16 protein-coding genes, 1 tRNA gene and 1 pseudogene are annotated in these 20025 nt (G+C 68.4%); 13 read left to right on the plus strand and 5 right to left on the minus strand.

The genetic code is table 11. The features are described from left to right. The 6 genes from fdxH (at position 1) to ASC94_RS13865 (ending at position 6227) form a co-directional block, all read left to right on the plus strand. Positions 1-924, plus strand: a complete 924-nt coding sequence (gene fdxH, locus ASC94_RS13840) for a formate dehydrogenase subunit beta (protein WP_056395574.1) — start codon at positions 1-3, stop codon at positions 922-924. After that, the gene (locus ASC94_RS13845) at positions 911-1555 is read left to right on the plus strand and encodes a formate dehydrogenase subunit gamma (protein ID WP_056395579.1); all 645 of its coding nucleotides are present in this window, start codon (positions 911-913) and stop codon (positions 1553-1555) included. The genes fdxH and ASC94_RS13845 overlap by 14 nt, the downstream gene beginning before the upstream one ends. 34 nt (positions 1556-1589) lie before the next feature. Beyond that, the gene (gene fdhE, locus ASC94_RS13850) at positions 1590-2627 is read left to right on the plus strand and encodes a formate dehydrogenase accessory protein FdhE (RefSeq protein ID WP_056395582.1); all 1038 of its coding nucleotides are present in this window, start codon (positions 1590-1592) and stop codon (positions 2625-2627) included. Next, on the plus strand, positions 2624-4189 hold the full coding sequence (gene selA / locus ASC94_RS13855; protein WP_082616512.1) for an L-seryl-tRNA(Sec) selenium transferase: 1566 nt from the start codon (positions 2624-2626) through the stop codon (positions 4187-4189). The genes fdhE and selA overlap by 4 nt, the downstream gene beginning before the upstream one ends. Beyond that, on the plus strand, positions 4186-6099 hold the full coding sequence (selB, locus tag ASC94_RS13860) for a selenocysteine-specific translation elongation factor (protein WP_056395584.1): 1914 nt from the start codon (positions 4186-4188) through the stop codon (positions 6097-6099). The genes selA and selB overlap by 4 nt, the downstream gene beginning before the upstream one ends. A 32-nt stretch (positions 6100-6131) precedes the next feature. After that, positions 6132-6227, plus strand: a tRNA-Sec gene (locus ASC94_RS13865). An 88-nt stretch (positions 6228-6315) separates the two neighbouring features. On the opposite strand, the pseudogene ASC94_RS34295 reads toward ASC94_RS13865, so the two are convergent. The 3 genes and pseudogenes from ASC94_RS34295 to ASC94_RS13880 form a co-directional block, all read right to left on the minus strand. Then, positions 6316-8067 (minus strand): annotated as a pseudogene (locus ASC94_RS34295) (putative bifunctional diguanylate cyclase/phosphodiesterase); the annotation flags it as partial. Next, positions 8061-8585, minus strand: coding sequence for a YfiR family protein (locus tag ASC94_RS13875; protein ID WP_056395590.1), 525 nt, complete (start codon positions 8583-8585; stop codon positions 8061-8063). The pseudogene ASC94_RS34295 and the gene ASC94_RS13875, both read right to left, overlap by 7 nt. Before the next feature lie 2 nt (positions 8586-8587). Next, a complete protein-coding gene (locus ASC94_RS13880; protein ID WP_229417266.1) occupies positions 8588-10600 on the minus strand; it encodes a TonB-dependent siderophore receptor in 2013 nt (670 codons plus the stop codon). A 223-nt stretch (positions 10601-10823) separates the two neighbouring features. Here ASC94_RS13880 and moaA point away from each other — a divergent pair, with 223 nt between their 5' ends. Then, positions 10824-11864, plus strand: coding sequence for a GTP 3',8-cyclase MoaA (gene moaA, locus ASC94_RS13885; RefSeq protein ID WP_056395597.1), 1041 nt, complete (start codon positions 10824-10826; stop codon positions 11862-11864). On the opposite strand, the gene ASC94_RS13890 is transcribed toward moaA, so the two are convergent. Further along, positions 11861-13294 carry a PLP-dependent aminotransferase family protein gene (locus tag ASC94_RS13890; protein ID WP_056395598.1) on the minus strand — a complete coding sequence of 478 codons (1434 nt, stop codon included), beginning with the start codon at positions 13292-13294 and terminating at the stop codon, positions 11861-11863. The genes moaA and ASC94_RS13890 overlap by 4 nt on opposite strands. A gap of 64 nt (positions 13295-13358) precedes the next feature. Here ASC94_RS13890 and ASC94_RS13895 point away from each other — a divergent pair, with 64 nt between their 5' ends. Both ASC94_RS13895 and ASC94_RS13900 read left to right on the plus strand, forming a co-directional pair. Continuing rightward, positions 13359-13904 (plus strand): GNAT family N-acetyltransferase, encoded by a 546-nt coding sequence (locus ASC94_RS13895; protein WP_056395602.1) that lies wholly within the window; start codon positions 13359-13361, stop codon positions 13902-13904. Then, on the plus strand, positions 13901-14476 hold the full coding sequence (locus ASC94_RS13900; RefSeq protein ID WP_056395604.1) for a hypothetical protein: 576 nt from the start codon (positions 13901-13903) through the stop codon (positions 14474-14476). Before ASC94_RS13895 ends, ASC94_RS13900 begins: the two co-directional genes overlap by 4 nt. 51 nt (positions 14477-14527) lie before the next feature. Here the strand turns inward: ASC94_RS13900 and ASC94_RS13905 are convergent, their stop codons facing one another. Further along, a complete protein-coding gene (locus ASC94_RS13905) occupies positions 14528-15190 on the minus strand; it encodes a GntR family transcriptional regulator (RefSeq protein ID WP_082616626.1) in 663 nt (220 codons plus the stop codon). A gap of 128 nt (positions 15191-15318) precedes the next feature. Here ASC94_RS13905 and dctP point away from each other — a divergent pair, with 128 nt between their 5' ends. Genes dctP through mdcA form a run of 4 tightly spaced genes read left to right on the plus strand, consistent with a single transcriptional unit; the run spans position 15319 to position 19956 of the window. Then, positions 15319-16362, plus strand: a complete 1044-nt coding sequence (gene dctP, locus ASC94_RS13910; protein ID WP_056395610.1) for a TRAP transporter substrate-binding protein DctP — start codon at positions 15319-15321, stop codon at positions 16360-16362. Continuing rightward, positions 16359-16946, plus strand: a complete 588-nt coding sequence (locus tag ASC94_RS13915; protein ID WP_056395613.1) for a TRAP transporter small permease — start codon at positions 16359-16361, stop codon at positions 16944-16946. The genes dctP and ASC94_RS13915 overlap by 4 nt, the downstream gene beginning before the upstream one ends. Beyond that, a complete protein-coding gene (locus ASC94_RS13920; RefSeq protein WP_056395616.1) occupies positions 16943-18292 on the plus strand; it encodes a TRAP transporter large permease in 1350 nt (449 codons plus the stop codon). The genes ASC94_RS13915 and ASC94_RS13920 overlap by 4 nt, the downstream gene beginning before the upstream one ends. Beyond that, a complete protein-coding gene (gene mdcA, locus ASC94_RS13925; protein ID WP_056395619.1) occupies positions 18292-19956 on the plus strand; it encodes a malonate decarboxylase subunit alpha in 1665 nt (554 codons plus the stop codon). The genes ASC94_RS13920 and mdcA overlap by 1 nt, the downstream gene beginning before the upstream one ends. Positions 19957-20025 lie beyond the last annotated feature (69 nt).

Here is a 20025-nt window from a genome sequence, read left to right on the forward strand (position 1 = left end):
ATGGCACTGCAATCATTGGATATCAAGCGCATGTCGGCCACCACGGTGCAGCAGCCCGTGGCGCGCAGCCCGGCCACGGGCACGGTGGCCAAGCTGATCGACGTGTCGAAGTGCATAGGCTGCAAGGCTTGCCAGACCGCCTGCATGGAATGGAACGACCTGCGCGACGACGTGGGCGACACCAACGGAGAGTATGACAATCCGCGCGACCTCACCCCGCAGTCCTGGACCGTGATGCGCTTCTCGGAGCACGAGGAGCCGGACGGGCACCTGGAATGGCTGATCCGCAAGGACGGCTGCATGCATTGCGAGGACCCGGGCTGCCTGAAGGCCTGCCCCGCGCCGGGCGCCATCGTACAGTACACCAACGGCATCGTGGACTTTCACCAGGAGAACTGCATCGGCTGCGGCTACTGCGTGGCGGGCTGCCCGTTCGACGTGCCGCGCATCTCGAAGAAGGACAGCCGCGCCTACAAGTGCACGCTGTGCTCGGACCGGGTGGCGGTGGGCCAGGAACCTGCCTGCGTGAAGACCTGCCCCACCGGCGCCATCGTGTTCGGCACCAAGGAGGACATGCAGCTCCATGCGGCCGAGCGCGTGGAGGATCTGAAATCGCGCGGCTTCGCGCAGGCAGGCCTGTACGATCCGGCCGGCGTGGGCGGCACGCATGTGATGTACGTGCTGCACCATGCCGACCGTCCGGGCCTGTACCACAACCTGGCGGCCAATCCGTCCATCAGCCCCATGGTGGGACTGTGGAAGGGGCTGACCAAGCCGCTCGCGCTGGCGGGCATCGCCGTCACCGCGCTGGCCGGCTGGTTCCATTACAGCCGCGTGGGGCCGAATGAGGTGAGCCGGGAAGAGGAAGCGGAGGCGCTGCACGAGGCCAACCGCATCAAGGAGAGCCCTCATGAAACGCGATAAAGACGGCAATCCGCTCATCGAGCGCTACTCCGCGAATGACCGCAGCAACCACTGGTTCACGGCGATCTGCTTCGTGCTGCTGGCGGTGTCCGGGCTGGCCATGTTCCATCCTGCGACGGCGTGGATGGCGGTGTTTCTGGGCGGGGGGCAGTGGACGCGCATACTGCATCCTTTCATCGGGGTGGTGATGGCGGTGTCCTTCGGCTTGCTGGTGGCGCGCTTCTGGCACCATAACCGCTTCGAGCCGGGCGACAAGGAGTGGCTGAAAGGCGCGGGCGAGGTGATGACGCTGCATGAGGAAAGGGTGCCACCGGTGGGCCGCTACAACGCGGGGCAGAAGGTGCTGTTCTTCCTGCTGGTCGCTTGCATGCTGGGGCTGGTCCTGTCCGGCATCGTCATCTGGCGCGCGTATTTCTCCTTCTACTTCCCCATCGGCCTGGTGCGATTCGCAGCGCTGCTGCACGCTTTCTGCGCTTTCGTTATTATCGTGGCAATTGTGGTCCATGTGTATGCGGGCTTCTGGGTGAAGGGCTCCGTGGGAGCCATGGTGCGCGGCACGGTGACGTATGGCTGGGCGCGCAAGCACCACCAGCGCTGGTTCGAGGAAGTGGCGCGCAAGCAGCGGGACTAGATTAGAATGGACAACTGCAGACGAGAGGACTTACTTGGTACAACGCCTTCTGTCCCCCGGCGAGATTGAGTCGCTGGACCATAACACCATACCGCGCCTGGTGTTGCCGCAGCCGGACGTGTTGTTCTCCGCCCGGGCCGCCCGCCTACGCCGGCTTGCGGACGGCAACGTTCCGGGCATCCCCACGCCGGCGTCCCTGCACGGCTACCTGCACCTGATGGCGGCCGTGGCCGACGCGCAGGCCGGCGTCGTGGCTCGAGCGCTCAAGCTGCCCTCGCCGCCCTCGCTGCCAACTCCGCCCGTCCCATCCATGCCGTCCGCCGACGCCATCGACACCGCCCTTGCCCACAATATGCCGCCGCTGCCGGTCTCCGGCCCCCGCCCCGCCGGCTGGCGCGCGCTCTATCTCGCGCTGCTGGACCAGCTGGAAGCCGCCGCCGGCCACCCGCAGCTCGCCCCGGTGCTGGCCGGCCTTCGCGCACTGCCCGACGCCGACCTCGAAGGCTGCGCCGACGCGGTGCTGGCCGAATTCGGCGAAGGCATCAATCCCCTGCATGCGCCTTTCGTCGCCGCCACACTGCAAGTCATGTGGACCGTCCACGCCAGCCGGCTCGACGCCGCCCGCGTGCAGCCGCCCGTCACCGGTGCCCTGTGCCCGGTCTGCGGCTCGCACCCGGTCGCCAGCGTGATCCGCATCGGCGGCCAGGCGCAAGGCTACCGCTATCTGCACTGCGGCATCTGCGCCAGCGAGTGGCACATGGTGCGCGTGAAATGCAGCTGCTGTGGGAAGAATGCCCGCATCGCGTACCAGGGGCTGACTCCCTCGGGCGCCGATGCCGGCGAAACCGCAGCCCAGGCGCCCGCCAGCAAGGCGCAAGACCCGTCCCGCGTCGCACGCGCCGAGACCTGCGACGACTGCCAAAGCTACCGCAAGATCTTCAACCAGGAGCACGATTTCATGGTCGAACCGCTGGCCGACGACCTGGCCAGCCTGGCGCTGGACGTGCTGGTGACGGAGGCCGGCTACGCGCGAGGTAGCGTCAATCCCCTGCTCTGGTTCGGGGCCGAATGAGCGGCCCGTCCACACGCGCGCCCGGCGCGGCCCGCACTGTACGCGCTGCAGGCACAGCACGCAATGCAGGCACAGCACCGGCTGCAGGCACAACACGCACTGTCCGCCTGCCAGCCGTGCACCGCGTCCTGACCGACCCGGCCTGCCAGCCGCTGCTCGCCCAATATGGCCGCTCGCAAACCACCGCCACTCTGCGCGCCCTGCTCGCCGAACTGCGCGCCTGCTCGCTGGGCGCAGCCGGCACGAGCGGCGCAGACGCGGCGCCCGCTGCGGATACTACCGCCGTCATAGCGCGCCTTGCCGGCCGCCTTGAACACGCCAATCGGTCCGCGCTGCGTCCGGTATTCAACCTGAGCGGCACGGTCCTGCACACCAACCTTGGCCGCGCCCTGCTGCCGGACAGCGCGGTGCAGGCGGTGGCGGATGCCTTGCGCTGGCCCATGAACCTGGAATGGGACCTCGACACCGGCAAGCGCGGCGACCGCGACAACCTGGTGGAAGAACTGCTGCGCGAACTGACCGGCGCCGAAGCTGCCACCGTCGTCAACAACAACGCGGCGGCCGTCCTGCTGCTGCTGAACACCCTGGCCATGGGCCGCGAAGTGATCGTCTCGCGCGGCGAACTGGTGGAAATCGGCGGCGCCTTCCGCATCCCGGACATCATGACCCGTGCCGGCGCCACCCTGCGCGAAGTGGGCAGCACCAACCGCACCCACCTGGCCGACTACGCCGGCGCCATCGCCGACCACACCGCGCTGCTGATGAAGGTCCATTGCAGCAATTACGCCATCACCGGTTTCACCAAGGCGGTCGCGCTGCCCGAGCTGGTACCGCTGGCACACAGCCACAAGATTCCGGTGGCGGTGGACCTGGGCAGCGGCACGCTGGTGGACCTCGAACAATACGGCCTGCCGCATGAAACCACGGTGCGCGAAACCATCGCCGCCGGGGCCGACCTGGTGACCTTCAGCGGCGACAAGCTGCTCGGCGGCCCGCAATGCGGCATCATCGCCGGCCGTGCAGACCTCATAGCAGCCATCAAGCGCAACCCGCTGAAGCGCGCACTGCGCGTCGGCAAGCTCACGCTGGCCGCCCTCGAACCCGTGCTCGCCCTCTACCGCGCACCGGACCTGCTGCCGGAGCGCCTGACCACGCTGCGCCTGCTCACCCGCCCCGCCGCCGCCATGCGCGCGCTGGCCGGTACGCTGCAGCCAGCGCTGCAGCAGGCGCTGGGCGGCGCTTACAGCGTGGCCTCCGAACCCATGCTGAGCCAGATCGGCAGCGGCGCCCTGCCGGTGGACCAGCTTCCCAGCCACGGCCTGGCGATCCGCGCGGTGCGCACCGCCGCCGGGAGCAGGGACGCAAGCAAGGGCGCCAGCAAGGCCGCGAGCCCTCCGGCGGATCCGCTCGGGACGCTGGAAAAGCGCCTGCGGGCCCTGCCCCGCCCCGTGATCGGCCGCATCGCCAACGATGCCTTGTGGCTGGACCTGCGCTGCCTGGAGGACGCGCAGTCCGGCATCTTCATCGAGCAACTGGGGCAACTGGGGCAACTGGGGCCATGATAGTCGGCACCGCAGGCCACATCGACCACGGCAAGACCGCGCTCACGCGCGCCCTCACCGGCGTGGACACCGACCGCCTGAAGGAAGAAAAGGAACGCGGCATTTCGATCGAGCTGGGCTACGCCTATGTGCCGCTGGAGCACGACGGCAAGCCCGGCGACATCCTTGGCATCATCGACGTTCCCGGCCACGAAAAATTCATCCGCACCATGGCCGCCGGTATCACCGGCATCGACTTTGCGCTGCTGGTCATCGCGGCCGACGACGGCATCATGCCGCAGACGCTGGAGCACCTGGCCATCCTGCGCCTGCTCGGCGTGCAGCGCGGCGCCGTGGCGCTGAACAAGGCGGACCGCGCCTCGCCCGAACGGCTGCAACAGCTGCAGGACGACATTGCGCGCCTGCTGCAGGACACGGTTTTCTCGGGCAGCCCGGTCTTCCCCACCGCCGCCACCGTCCCTGGCGACGCCGGCGTGGCCGCGCTGCGGCTGCACCTGACAGCCGCCTCGCGCACACTGCCCGCGCGCGACGAACACCGCCTGTTCCGCCTGGGCGTGGACCGCGTGTTCACGCTCCCGGGCCAGGGCACGGTGGTCACCGGAACGGCGCTGGCGGGCACCGTGGCGGTGGGGGACACGCTGGTGCTCGCCCCCGGCGGGCAGCAGGTGCGGGTGCGCAGCATCCATGCGCAGAACCGGGCCGCCGGCGAAGGCCGCGCCGGCCAGCGCCTCGCGCTCAACTTGGCCGGCGCCGCGCGCGAGGACATTGCGCGCGGGAGCTGGGTGGCTGCGCCGGCACTGGCGGCCTGCTCCTGCCGCATTGACGCAGAGCTGACCCTGCTCCCCGGCAGCGGCCCGCTCAAAGCCTGGACCCCGGTCCACGTCCATCTGGGCGCGGCGCACCGCACGGCCAACGTCGTGCCGCTGGACGAAGAGACTGCGCTGCCGGGCCGCGGCACCCGCGTGCAGCTGGTGTTCGAGCAGGAACTGCACGCCGTGCCGGGCGACCGCTTCGTGCTGCGCAACGCGCAAGCGACACAAACTATCGGCGGCGGCATGGTGCTCGATCCCTTTGGCCCCGCCCGCAAGCGCCGCAGCCCCGCGCGGCTGGCCTGGCTGGACGCCCTGGGCACATTCGCCGGCGGGCGCCGGCGCAGCGGCGATGTCGGCGCGCTGCTGGCCTGCTCGCCGCATGGCATGGCCATGAGCGCGCTGGTGCGGCTGTCGCAATTGCCGCCCGAGCGCGTCACCCTGGCGCCGGACGTGCGCCGCATTGCGCTGCACGGAGGCGACGAACTGCTGGTGACCGATGGCGCGCTGGCCCGGCTGCAGGGGCACGCCGTGGCCGCGCTGGCGGAATTCCATGCCCGCGCCCCGGACGATCCCGGCCCCGAGTTGTGGCGCCTGAAGCGCATCGCCAGTCCGGAATGCGAAGACCGGCTGTGGAGCCACGCCATCTCCGCCCTGCTGGCGCAAGGCGATATCCTCCGCCAGGGCAACGCGCTGCGCCTGCCCGGCCACAGCGTGACGCTGAGCGCGGACGAGCAGGCGCTGGCAGAACGCCTGCTGGCGGCGCTGCAGGCTGGCCGCTACGACCCGCCCTGGGTACGCACCCTGGCCGCCAGCCTCGATACCCCGGAGGACGAGGTACGCCGCCTGCTGCGCAAGCTGGCGCGCGCCGGCGCCGTCAGCCAGGTAGTGCCGGACCTGTTCTACCATCCCGCACCGCTGGCGGAACTGGCGCGCATCGTCGCGCAGCTGGAAGACGCGCAGGCGGCAACCTTCCGCGACGCGGCCGGCCTGGGACGCAAGCGCGCCGTGCAGCTGTTGGAATTTTTCGACCGCGTCGGCTATACTCGGCGCGTGCGCAATACGCACCTGGTGCGCCCGGCGGCAAGCTGGCCGGAATGACCGGACCAGCCGGACCGGCAGGACCAAGACAAGGAAGGCATTCCCGTCCGGTGACGGGGCCGGGCTTCAAACCCGGTGGGGGGCGTCAGCCGCTCCTCTGTAAGTTCGACTCTTTCTGCCTTCCGCCATCACCTCCAGCAGCGCCGCCACCGGCATGGGCTTGCCCAGCAAATAGCCTTGCGCATAGGTGCAGCCGGCGCGCTTGAGCCACTCCAGCTGCTGGCGGTGCTCCACGCCCTCGGCCACCACGGTGAGCTGGAAGTCCTGCGCCAGCGAGATCACCGCGCTGACGATGGTGCTGCCCTCGCCCGGCAGCGACTGCAGGAAGCTGCGGTCGATCTTGAGCTGGTTGATGGGGAAGGACTGCAGATAGGCCAGCGACGAGTAGCCGGTGCCGAAATCGTCGATCGACAGGCGCACGCCCAGCGCGCGCGCGTCGCGCATGAACTGCACCGCCGACTCCACGTCTTCCATCAGCACGCTCTCGGTCAGCTCCAGTTCCAGCAGCGCGGCCGGCAGGCCGCTGGCGCGCAGCGCGCCCACCACTTCGTCCAGGAAGCCGCGCTCGCGCAGCTGGCGCGCCGACACGTTCACCGCCACGCTGACCGGCTGCTCGCCATGGCGCTGCCAGGCCACCGCGTCGGCGCACGCGCGTTCCAGCACCCAGCGGCCCAGCGCCACGATCAAGCCGCTGTCTTCCGCCACCGGAATGAATTCGGCCGGCGAAACAAAGCCATGCTCGGCGTGGTGCCAGCGCAGCAGCGCCTCGGCCCCCACCATGGTTTCGGTGGCGCAGTCGAATTGCGGCTGGTAGTGCACGGCCAGCTCGCCGCTGCCGAGCGCGCGGCGCAGGTCGCGTTCCAGCGTGGCGCGGCGCTGGGTCTGCACCGTCATGGCCGGCTGGAACTCGGCCAGGCGGTTGCGGCCGGTATGCTTGGCGTGGTACAGCGCGGTGTCGGCATTGCTTACCAGTTCGCCCATGCTGAGGCCATCGTCCGGGAACAGGCACATGCCCACGCTGGCGGTGGCAAACAGCTCGCTGCCGCCCACCTGGAACGGCGAACGCAGCGCCGCCGTCACCTGGTCGGCCAGTGCGCGCGCCTGGGCGCGCCCGGCCACGGACGGCGCCACGATGGCAAATTCGTCGCCGCCGATGCGCCCCACCGTGCCGCTGCCGTTGACCACCGCGCGCAGCACGCCGGCCACTTGGCGCAGCAGGTCGTCGCCGGCGGCGTGGCCCGCCGCGTCGTTGACGGCCTTGAAGTTGTCCAGGTCGATCAGCAGCAGTGCCAGCTGGCCGCCGTCGGCGCCCCGCTCGGCGATGGCCTCCTCCAGCAAGCCGTAGCTGGCGCGCCGGTTCGGCAGCGCCGTCACCTGGTCGGTGTGGGCCAGGTAATCGAGTTCGCGCTCGGCCGCCACCACGCGCGCGCGGGTGCGGCGCGCCAGCAGCTGGGCCAGCAGCAGCGCGCCCAGCGAGGCGAGCACCAGCAAGCCGAGGTAATGGGCCATGGCTTCGCGGATGCCGCCGGTGCCGTGCACCAGCACCACCTTGCCCAGCGGCTTGCCGCGGTACTGGATGGGCGCGGCCTCCTGCGCGCTGTGCAGCCAGTCCAGGCTCTTGCGCTCGGCCACCGGCAACTGGCCGTTAACGCCGTAGTGCGCGAACAGCAGGCCGCCCTGGTCGTACACCGCCACCCACTGGAAGTACGGCGCCGAGCGCAGGGCGCGCAGCGTGTCGGCTGCGGCGTCGCGGTCGCGGAACATCAGCGGCGCGGCCAGGTTGTCGGCCACGATGGCGGCTTGCACCCGCGTTTCGCTGTTCAAGGCGTTGTGCAGCGACAGCACCTGGTACACCAGCAGCACCACGCCCGCCATGACCAGCGCGGCCACGGCGGCTAGTAGCTGGCCCGCTCCCAGCATGCTGGTGAGGCTCAGCCGGTCGGCTTTCCTGCGGCGGCGGTTCACCATACGTTCCTCGCCAGGCGCAGCAGGCGCGAACTGAATTTCAGGCCCAGCCGCGCCGCCTCGCGCGTGTCCACGTCGAAGCGCACGTGGCGGTCCTCGTCCACCAGCACCACCGCGCCGGCATACTTGCCGGGGCCGGCGCTGACCCCGTCGGCCACGAACAGCGTGCCGCCGCCGTCGGCGGGACGCGGCTGGCCCAGTTCCGCAGCGAAGATAGTGATGTCGCAGCTGCGCGGCGCGGTGAGCGCGCCGGCGTCGTACATGGTCCAGCTGCGGCCGTTCACCGGCTTGCCTTCCAGCTGGCGCAGGCTGTCCCAGAACGGCAGCGTAGGCCGCGCGCAGACCGCAAAGGGCCGGTCCGGCGCCGCGCCGGCCGGCGCTGGCGGCCAGCTGGTGAACATGGCGATGTTGTAGATGTAGGCCGCCTTCAGCGCGCCGATCTGCACTTCCTGCACCTGCGCATGGCACGGCGGGGCCAGCGCCAGCAGGACCGGCAGGAAGGAGCGGAGCACGGCGCGCACGATCAGAATCCGTACGCCAGTTTGGCGCTGATGGTGCGGCTCTGGCGCAGCAGCGCCTCCTGCACGAAGACCGGGCCGGCCGGGTCGGCGTAGCGCGCGTTGAAGGCGTTGTACAGCGCCAGCGACAGCTCGGCGCCTGGCAGCAGATGCGTGCTGGAGGCCAGCAGGTTGCTCACGCAATAGCCGCCCACCATGCCGGTCTGCGTGCGGCGCGCCGAGCCGCACTGCAGTTCGGCGCCCACGCGCGCCTTCAGCGCCGGCAGCGGCAGCGCCAGGTTCAGCTTGAACAGCCGGCGCGGCGAATTGACCAACTGCGCGTTGTCGCCGTCGTCGGCGTGCTGCATGGCGAAGCTGGTGCGCAGCCGCAGGCCGCGTGCGTACTGGCGCTCGTACGCCAGCTCGCCGCCGACGGCCACCGCGCGCTGCAGGTTGGCGAACATCAGCAGGCCGCTGTCGGGCTGGACGTCCTGCGCGATCAGGCCGCGCATGCGGTAGTTGAACAGCGACAGGCGCGCCAGGCCGGTGGCGTCCAGGCGGCGCTCGAAAATCAGCTCGCGCGTGCTGATGCGCTCGGCCGACAGGGCCGGGTTGGCCTGCTGCCCGCCTTCGCCGGGATAGCCGTAATACAGCTCGTAGGCGTTGGGCGCGCGGTAAGCGGTGCCGTATATGAGCTTGATGGTGTCGGCCGGGCCGGTGCGGTACATCAGCGCCAGGCGCGGATGGAACTGGCTGCCGGCGTTGCTGTCGCGGTCATAGCGCAGGCCGGCATTGAGCAGCAGGCCTGGCCGCATATGCCATTCATCCTGCACGAACACCGCGCTGCGGCCGTTGCTGCGGCGGTCGTCCAGGAACAGCTCATACGGTTCGCGGTAGTAGCTGAACTGGTCGCGCCGCGCGTTGCGCTGCAGGTCCACCCCGGCCACGATCTTGTGGTCCTGGATGCGGTCCAGCGTAAGCTGGGCGCTGGCGCCGTACCAGGCGGCGTGGTCGCCGTCCACGTTCACCAACGCCTGGCCGGACTCGCCGGGGTAGCTGCCGATGCCTTGATAGTCGGCGCGGCCCCAATGGGCCAGCAAGGCCAGGTCCACGCCGCTGGCCAGCGGCAGCGCCAGCGCCGCCTTGGCGAAGGCTTGCGTGTCGCGGGTCTGGTTGGCGGTGTCGAACAGCGCGCCGAAGGAGCCGGTGGGCACGCCCTTGGTGCGGGCGACGTAGCCGGCCGACAGTGTCAGCGGCCCGCGCGCGGCCTTGGCGAACAGGCGCTGCGCGCGGTCGAAGTCCAGGCCGTGGGCCACGCCGCCATGCTCGGCGGCGTACTCGGCGAAGTACAGGTCCTGGCCGTCGCGCCGGCTGCTGCTGGCGGCCAGCAGCCAGTCGGTGCCGTCCTGACCGTGCCAGCCGTAGCTGGCGCGCGCCGCGCGCTCCCCGTAGCTGCCCACCGAGACGGCCGCCTGGGGACCGGCCATGGCGCTGCCGGACTTCGTGATCACATTGATCACACCGAACAGCGCGTTGGAGCCGTACATGGCCGAACCGGGACCCGGCACGTACTCGATGCGCTGCACCAGGTCCATGTCAAGCAAGCCTTCGCTGCCGATGCTGGCCTGGTCGTACACGCTGTCGTTGGTGCGCACGCCATCAATCAGCAGCAGGAAACGGCTGTCGTAGTCGCCCGGGCGCAGGAAACCGCGCGCGCCCAGATAGGAGTAATTGCGGTCATTGGTCACGTACAGGCCGGGCAGCGACGCGAGCGCGTCGGCCAGGGTGCGCCAGCCGAAATCGCGGATGTCCTGGGCGGTGAGCAGCACCACGGCCGACGGCGCGTCGGCGATCGATTGCGGGAAGCGTGAGGCCGTAGTGACTTGCAGCGCCACCAGTTGCTCCAACGGCAAAGCTGCCAAATCGGTACTGCCGCTGTCGAGAGAAACCTGGCTGGCCCGGGCTGGCAAGGCGCAGGCGGCGAGCAGGATGGCGCACCGCCAGGAGGCGGCAAACGCATGGGAAGGCGGCAGTTTCATTAATGATATCGGTAGTAACGCAGGCATAACGGCCGCAAGACGTACAGATAGTACCGCTTACGGCCCGCCTAGGCCAACCGAAGTGTTGCTTTACAGCACACCGAGCTAGCGCGGCAGCCAGCCCAGACCGTTGCCGTTCACGTTCTGGAAGTTCACACTGTACCCCTGCGGCGGGGCAAGGACTGTGCTCCAGCGCCCGCCGGCGGCGCGTTAAGCTGAGCCCATGAAACCATTCCCGACCGACCTGCTCGACACCCGTGGCCGCCCGCTGAAGGACTTGCGCCTGTCCGTGATTGACCAGTGCAATTTCCGCTGTCCCTACTGCATGCCCAAGGAAAGCTACGGGCCGGACTTCCCCTTCATGACCTCTTCCGAGCGGCTATCCTTCGGCCAGCTGGCGCGGCTGGCGCGTACCTTCGTGGATCTGGGCGTGGAAAAGCTGCGCATCACCGGCGGCGAACCACTGCTGCGCAAGGACCTGCCGCGCCTGATCGAAACGCTGGCGGCCATGCGCACCGTGTCGGGACGGCCGCTCGACATTGCACTCACCACCAACGGTTCGCTGCTGGCGGCGCGCGCGCAGTCGCTCAAGGATGCGGGCCTGCGCCGCATCACGGTGAGCCTGGACAGCCTGGACGGCGCGCTGGCCGGCCGCATGAATGGCGTCGGCTTCCCCGTGGCGCGGGTGCTGGAGGGGATCGCGGCGGCGCAGCGCGCGGGACTGGCGCCGGTGAAGGTCAACACCGTGATCGAACGCGGCGTGAACGACGGCCAGATCCTGCCACTGGCGCACCACTTCCGCGACAGCGGCGTGCAGCTGCGCTTCATCGAATACATGGACGTGGGCGGCGCCAGCCGCTGGAACGCCGGCCAGGTGCTGCGCGCGGACGCCATGCGCGCCATCGTCCAGCAGCGCTATGCGCTGGTGCAGCATGGCGCCGCGCGCGGCCACGACACGGCGGACGTGTGGCACTACGCCGACGGCGCCGGCAGCGTGGGCTTCATCGCCAGCATGTCCCAGCCCTTCTGCGGCGACTGCGTGCGGGCACGCGTGGCGGCGGACGGCAAGCTATATCTGTGCCTGTTCTCGCAGGAAGGGGCGGACTTGCGCCCGTGGCTGGGCGAGGGTCAGGAAGCGCTGCTGGCCGAACGCGTGCGCGCGCTGTGGCAGGCGCGCTCGGACCGCTATTCGGAACTGCGCGGCGAGTCGGGCAATCGCGCGCACGCGCACAAGGTGGTGCGCATGTCGCTGGTGGGCGGCTAGCCGGCCGCAGGACCGGCCAGCTGCGCCGCCAGGCGGCCCAGCATGCGCAGCGCATCCTCGGTTTCCCTGGCCCAGGGGTAGCTGTAGTTCAGGCGGATGAAGTTGGGGAAGCTGCCGCGCGCCGAGAACATATGTCCCGGCCCGACCGTGATCTTGCGCTCCAGCGCCAGCGCGTACAGCTTCATCGCGTCCACCGCAGGCGGCATCTCCACCCACAGCACATAGCCGCCCTGCGGTTCGGACACGCGGGTGCCGGCCGGGAAGAAGCGCAGCACGGCGGCTGCCATCATGCGCGCGCGCTCTTCGTACCCCTTGCGCACCTTGCGCAGGTGGCGGTCGTAGCCGTCGTGCTGCAGGTAGTCGGCGATGGCGATCTGCGGCAGCGTGGGCGTGGTGAGGGTGTTGAGGAACTTGAGTTTTTCCACCTGCGCAGTGTAACGCCCCGGCAGCGCCCAGCCGATGCGGTAGTTTGCGGTCAGGCTCTTGGAGAACGAGGAGCAGTGCAGCACCAGGCCCTGATTGTCGTAGGACTTGAGCGAGGTAGGATGGCTGTCGCCGTAATACAGCTCGTTGTAGACATCATTCTCGATGGCCGGAATGCCGTGGGCGGCCAGCAGTGCCACCAGCTCGCGCTTGCGCGCGTCCGGCATCTGGAAGCCCAGCGGGTTCTGGAAGTTCGGCATCACCATCACGGCCGCCACTGGCTGCTGCGACAAGGCGGTGCGCAGCGCCTCGATGCTGATGCCCGAATGCGGATCGGTTGGAATCTCCAGCGCGCGCATGCCCATGCGTTCTATCGCGTGCAGCATGGCGTAGAAGGTGGGCGACTCGACCGCCACCGTGTCGCCCGGCCTGGCCACCGCTTGCAGGCACAGGTTGATTGCCTCGGTGGCGCCGACCGTGACGATGATTTCGGCCGGGTCCACCGCCAGCCCATTCTCCAGGTGGCGGCGCGCGATCTGGCGTATCAGCTGCGGGTTCCCGGGCGGCAGGTCGTCCATCACGCTCCAGTGCTGCGCGCGGCGCGCCACGGCGTTGGCGTACTGGCTGATGCGCGGCCAGGGGAACGGCGCGGGGTCCGGATACGGGGAGCCGAGCGGCACCGCGCCCTCCTTGCGGATGGTGCGCAGCGTGGACAGCACCAGCCGGCTCACGTCCACTTCCGACGACAGTACCAGCGGCTGGCCGGGCGCCGGCAGCGCCGGGCGCGGCACGCTGGCTTGCCTGGCGCGCACGAAGTAGCCCGACTGCGGACGGCTCTCGATAATGCCCCGGCTTTCCAGCTGGGAGTAGGCGCGCAGCACAGTGCTGATGCTCAGGCTGCGGTGCTGGCTGGTCTGGCGCACCGAAGGCAGCTTCTCCCCTTCCAGCAGCACGCCGCGCGCGACCTGGCCTTCGATGTCGGCGGCAAGGGTTTGGTAGAGATTCATGCTGCGCAGTATAGCGCAGAGGCATGGCAGTATACTCGTGTCACGAGCAAGCTATCATATCCCCATGCCGACCAACATCACCACGCGCCGCTTCGTCTTGCGAGAGTTCCGCCCGGCCGACCGTGCGCAGTTCCTGGCCTACCAGACCGACCCGGCGTTTACCATTTTCCATGACGATAACGAGCTGGAAGCGGCCAACGCGAACAACGTCTTTCAGCTGTTCCTGGAGTGGCAACAGCAGACTCCCCGCCAGAACTACCAGCTGGCGATCTGCATGGGCAGCGACGATGCTATCCTCATCGGAAGCTGCGGCGTCAGGATGCAGGGGTGCCGCGACGGCGAGGCCATTTTCGGCATCGAGCTGGCGCGGCCTTATTGGGGGCGCTTCGGATACGCACAGGAAGCGTCCGCCGCGCTGATCGGCTGGGCGTTCGCAACGCTGGACCTGTCGACGCTTATTGCCGATACAGCGTTCGGGAATGCGGCAGTCGCCCGCCTGGCCGAAGCGGCGGGATTTGTGCGCACGCATGCCGACGACAAGCAGTGGTGGCGCTTGTCGCGCCCTGCCTGGAACGACGCCCGACTTCAACCACAAAGGACCCTGCCATGAAACCACTGTTCCTTGCAATGCTGATGCCGGCCCTGCTGGCGCTCCCGCAAGCCGCTGCGGCCCGGCCGGACGCGCCGGCCATCCAGGCAGCAGCCGCGCCGCACGATGGACGGCACGATTTCGACTGGGAGATGGGCACCTGGGATACGCGGCTGAAACGCCTGCGCGAACCGCTGAGCGGCAAGACCGAGTGGATCGAGTACGCAGGCACGTCGGTCGTCAAGCCGGTCATGGACGGGCGGGCCAACCTTGTCGAGCTGGAAGTGCGCGGCAGCGCCGACCGGATCGCGGGCGTGTCGCTGCGCCTGTACCAGCCGGCCAGCGGCCAGTGGACGCTTCATTTTGCGAACCTGGCCAACGGCTTGATGACCGAACCGATGCACGGTGCCTTCCAGGATGGCCGGGGCAGCTTTTACGGGCAGGACACGGTCAACGGGCGCGCCGTGCTGGTGCGGTTCTTGATCATGCCGGCGGGCGCCGGCCAGTGGCGCTTCGAGCAGGCTTACTCGGCCGATGGCGGACAACGCTGGGAAACCAACTGGATCGCCATCGATACGCGCCGCAAGGATTAACCGGGCCATCCTGGCCGCACCGCGATGCCGGCACGGCCAGCGTGCCAGCGCCTAAGCCGCCCGCTTGCCCAGCTGGGGCAGCGACGCCATCAGGTCCGAGAAGCGCTGGCCCTGGATCATCACGTGCTCGCGCAGCAGTTCGGCGGCTTTTTCGCCATCGCCTGCCAGGATGGCTTGCACCACGCCGTCGTGCTCCGCGTAGGAATTCGACAGGCGGTTGCGCACCCGCAGCTGCAAACGCCGGTAAGGCCGCAGGCGCCGGTACAGGCTGCGCGCCTGCTCGATCAGGAACTGGTTGTGGCTGCCCGCGTAAATGGCCTCGTGGAAGGCCTCGTTCTTGTAATAGTAGGCGTCCGGCTCCTGCGCATCCAGCGCGTCCTTGCACGCCTGGTGGGCCGCCAGCAGCGCCTGCTGCTCGGCCGGCGTCATGCGCCGCGCCGCCAGGCGCCCGCAGGTAGCCTCCAGCTCGGACATCACCTCGAACATCTCCACCAGCTGCTGCGGCCCCAGGTCGGCGACGATGGCGCCGCGGCGCGGCCGTATCACCACCACCCCCATGGACGCCAGCTGGATCAGCGCTTCCCGGATCGGCGTGCGCGACACCTCGAAGCGCGCCGCCAGTTCCGTCTCGTCCAGATGCTGCCCGGGCGTCAGCTCGCCCACGGCAATCATTTCCTCTATGTCCTCGCGCAGTTCCGTCGATCGATTCTTCATGGTCATAGTTTTCTTGTATGTAGGTCTTCATTATAGAAGCGATTTTTAGCTTGACAACGTATGCAGTCAATATATTCTTGTATACACAAAAACAGCGATTGCATATTCTAACCACCCTTGGAGGACGTATGACTGGAATGACCCGCAGGAACGCACTAGGCACGTTGGGCAAATTCGGCACGCTGGGCGCACTGGCCGGCACCCCCTTCTGGATGTCCAGCGCGTGGGCGCAAGCCGCCACCCTAAAAATCTCCCACCAGTTCCCCGGCGGCAGCGTGACCGAAGGCGACTTCCGCGACCGCCTGACCCGCATGTTCGCGGCCGAAGTGGAAAGCCGCTCCAAGGGCGCGCTCAAGTTCGCCATCTACCCCGGCTCCTCGCTGATGAAGACCAACGCCCAGTTCTCGGCCATGCGCAAAGGCGCGCTGGACCTGTCGCTGGTGCCGCTGTCCTACGCCGGCGGCGAAGTCCCGGAAGTGAACATCGGCCTGATGCCCGGCCTGGTGACCTCCTACCAGCAGGGCTACAGCTGGAAGAATGCGGAAGTAGGCAAGGAACTGGCCCGCATCCTGTACGACAAGGGTATCGTGGTGGTGAGCTGGATCTGGCAGGCCGGCGGCGTGGCCTCGCGCACCAAGCCGGTGCTGGAACCGGAAGACGCCAAGGGCATGAAGATACGCGGCGGCTCGCGCGAAATGGACTTGATTCTGAAAGCGGCCGGCGCCGCCGTGGTGTCGCTGCCGTCCAATGAAATCTACGCCGCCATGCAGACCGGCGCCATGGACGCCGCCCTCACCTCCTCCACCTCGCTGATCTCCTTCCGCCTGGAAGAAGTGTCGAAGGCGCTCACCACCGGGCGCGGCAACGCCTACTGGTTCATGTTCGAGCCCCTGATGATGTCGCGCGCGGTGTTCGACAAGCTGCCGAAAGACCAGCAAGCCATCATCCTCGCCGTGGGCGCGGACATGGAGACGTTCGCGCTCAAGGCCGCGCAGGAGGACGACAACCAGGTCGCCGCCGTCTACCAGAAGGCCGGCGCCAAGGTGGTGGACCTGAGCCCGGCCACGGTGAAACGCTGGCAGGCCATTGCGCGCACCACCGCCTGGAAGGACTATGGCGAGAAAAATGAAAACTGCGCCAAGCTGCTGAAGCTGGCCGAGAAGACGCTATGAGCCACGGCTTCGAACTCAAGGCCCCCTCCGGCCCGGCGGTGCCGGACAACGCGGCCCTGGCCGGCGCCTCCAGCCTGCTCAACAAGCTGAACAAGGCCCTGCTGGCGCTGTCCATGTGCGCGCTGGTGGTCACCGCGCTGATCCTCACCTACTCGGTGGTGTCGCGCTACTTCTTCGGCGCGCCGACCGACTGGCAGGACGAAGCCTCGGTCTTCATGCTGGTGGGCGCCACCTTCTTCTGCGCCGCCTACGTGCAATCCTACCGCGGCCACATCGGCATCGAAGCGCTGGCCGAACTGCTGCCGCCGCGCGTGAACGCCGTGCGCCTGTTCTTTGTGGACCTGCTGTCCATGCTGTTCTGTGCCTTCTTCGCCTGGAAGTCCTGGACGCTGTGGCACGAAGCCTACGTGGACGGCCAGACCACCACCTCCACCTTCGCCCCGCCGCTGTGGATCCCCTACGGCATGATGGCCTTCGGCATGACCTTGCTGGCGCTGCAGCTGCTGCTGCAAACGGCCGCCCGCATGAGCGACAAACCAGCCCAAGCCGCCAAACCGGCGGCCACCGAGGAGAAAGCAGCATGAGCGAACTGACCTTGGGCGCCCTGTACGGCGCCGTCACGTTGGTGGTGATGTTCTCCGGCATGCCGATCGCCTTTGCGCTCGGCGTGGTGGCCACCGGCTTCATGTATTTTTTCATGCCCGCCTCCTCGCTCGACACGGTGACCCAGAACGTGTACGAGGAAATGGCCTCGATCACGCTGCTGTCCATCCCGCTGTTCATCATGAAGGGCGCCGCCATCGGCAAGTCCCCTGCGGGGCGCGACCTGTACGCCGCCATCCACGCCTGGCTGCACAAGGTGCCCGGCGGCCTGGGCATCGCCAATGTGTTCGCCTGCGCGCTGTTCGCCGCCATGGCCGGCTCCTCGCCCGCCACCTGCTCGGCCATCGGCTCGGCCGGCATCCCCGAAATGCGCAAGCGCGGCTACTCGCCAGGCTTCGCGGCCGGCATCATCGCCGCCGGCGGCACCCTGGGCATCCTGCTGCCGCCATCCATCACCATGATCCTGTATGCGGTGGCCGCCGAGCAGTCGCTGGGCCGCCTGTTCTTAGCCGGCATAGGCCCGGGCGTGCTGCTGGTGCTGCTGTTCGCCGGCTACGCCGTGCACCGCGCCCGCAAGGAATACCGGATGGCGCTGGAGATCTACCAGAAGGGTGGCGAAAAGGCCGCCAGCCTGCACGATGAGCACTTCACGCTGGCCGACAAGGTGGAAATGCTGCCGCGCGTGCTGCCCTTCCTGGTGCTGCTGATCGGCGTGATGGTGGCGCTGTACGGCGGCTTCGCCACGCCGTCCGAAACGGCCGGCCTGGGCGCGCTGCTGGCCATGGTGCTGATCGCCGTCGTCTACCGCGTGTGGAAACCCAAGGACCTGGCGCCCATCCTCACCTCCACCATCAAGGAATCGACCATGCTGCTGATGATCATCGGCATGTCGCTGTTCTATTCCTACGTGATGAGCTACCTGCACATCAGCCAGTCGGCCGCCAGCTGGGTAGTCGGGATGCACCTGTCCAAGTGGCTGCTGCTCGCGGTGATCCTGCTGATGGTGGTGGTGCTGGGCTTCTTCCTGCCGCCGGTCTCCATCATCCTGATGACCGCGCCCATCATCCTGCCGCCGCTGAAAGCCGCCGGCTTCGACCTGATCTGGTTCGGCATCGTGATGACGGTGGTGATGGAAATGGGCCTGATCCATCCGCCCGTGGGCCTGAACATCTTCGTCATCAAGAACATCGCGCCGGACATCCCGCTGCGCGACGTGATCTGGGGCGTGGTGCCGTTCGTGATCCTGATGTTCGTCGCGGTGATCCTGCTTTGCCTGTTCCCTGGCATCGCCACCGGCCTGCCAGACATGATGATGGGAGCCAAATAATGCAAGCGCCACGCGCCTGGAACACCTTGCAGCGCAACCGTGCGCAGCGCCTGGAGCGGGCCGGCGCGGCCCTGGGCGCGGACCTGGACGGCAAGAGCCTGCCCGCCGCCCGCATCGCCGACCTGCTGCACGCCGTGCTCGAATGCGGCGACCGCGTCTGCATCGAAGGCAACAACCAGAAGCAGGCCGACTTCCTGTCGCAGGCACTCGCCAAGGTGGACCCGGCGCGGGTGAACGGCCTGCACATGCTGCAGTCCGTACTGACGCTGCCCGAGCACCTGGACGTGTTCGAGCGCGGCGTGGCCTCGCGGCTGGACTTTTCCTTCTCCGGCCAGCAGGCCGGGCGCGTGGCCAAGCTGCTGTCGGCCGGGAAGCTCAATATCGGCGCCATCCACACCTACCTGGAGCTGTTCAGCCGCTACTTCATCGACCTGCCGCCGCGCGTGTCCATGGTGGCGGCCGAAGCGGCGGACCGCCACGGCAACCTGTACACCGGTCCCAACACGGAAGACACCCCGACCATCGTCGAGGCCACCGCCTTCAAGAACGGTATCGTGATCGTGCAGGTGAACCGCATCGTGGACGAACTGCCGCGCGTGGACATCCCGGGCGACTGGGTGGACTTCGTGGTGCAGTCGCCCCGGCCTTACTACATCGAGCCGCTGTTTACCCGCGACCCGGCCCTGATCTCCGAGATCCAGGTGCTGATGGCGATGATGGCCATCAAAGGCATCTACGCCGAGTACGGCGTGCAGCGCCTGAACCACGGCATCGGCTTCGACACCGCCGCCATCGAGCTGCTGCTGCCGACCTACGCCGAGTCGCTGGGCCTGAAGGGCAAGATCGGCAAGCACTGGGCGCTCAATCCGCACCCGGCGCTGATCCCCGCCATCGAGGCCGGCTTCGTCGAATCGGTGCACTCCTTCGGCTCGGAGCTGGGCATGGAAGAGTACATCCGCTCGCGGCCGGACGTGTTCGCGGTGGGCGCCGACGGCTCCATGCGCAGCAACCGCGCGCTGTGCCAGGCTGCGGGGCATTATGCTTGCGACATGTTCATCGGCTCCACGCTGCAGATCGACTTGCAGGGCAACTCGTCCACCGCCACGCTGGGCCGCATCGCCGGCTTCGGCGGTGCCTCCAACATGGGCGCGGACGCGCGCGGCCGGCGCCACGCCAGCCCCGCGTGGCTGAAGGCGGGCGAGCAGGCGCGCGCAGGGCGCAACATGATCCCGCGCGGGCAGAAGCTGGTGGTGCAGATGGTGGAAACCTTCCGCGAACACATGCACCCCGCCTTCGTGGAGCGGCTGGACGCCTGGGAACTGGCCGAGCAGGCCGGCATGGCGATCCCGCCCGTGATGATCTACGGCGACGACGTGACCCACATCCTGACCGAGGAAGGCATCGCCAACCTGCTGCTGTGCCGCAGCGACGAGGAGCGCGAGCAGGCAGTGCGCGGCGTGGCCGGCTACACCCCGGTGGGACTGGCGCGCGACCGCCGCATGGTGGAAAACCTGCGCGACCGCGGCGTCATCCAGCGGCCCGAGGACATCGGCGTCGACAAGCGGCTTGCCACGCGCGACCTGCTGGCGGCGCGCAATATGAAAGACCTGGTGCGCGCATCGGGCGGCCTGTACGATCCGCCGCAGCGCTTCCGCAACTGGTAGCAGCGCCGGGTGCGGCGGTGCCAGCCCCAACACTGCGGCACCGGCAATCGTAGGGCGGGTTAGCGTGCA

The sequence above is a fragment of the Massilia sp. Root418 genome (genome assembly GCF_001425265.1).
In the GTDB taxonomy this organism is placed as follows: domain Bacteria; phylum Pseudomonadota; class Gammaproteobacteria; order Burkholderiales; family Burkholderiaceae_D; genus Rugamonas.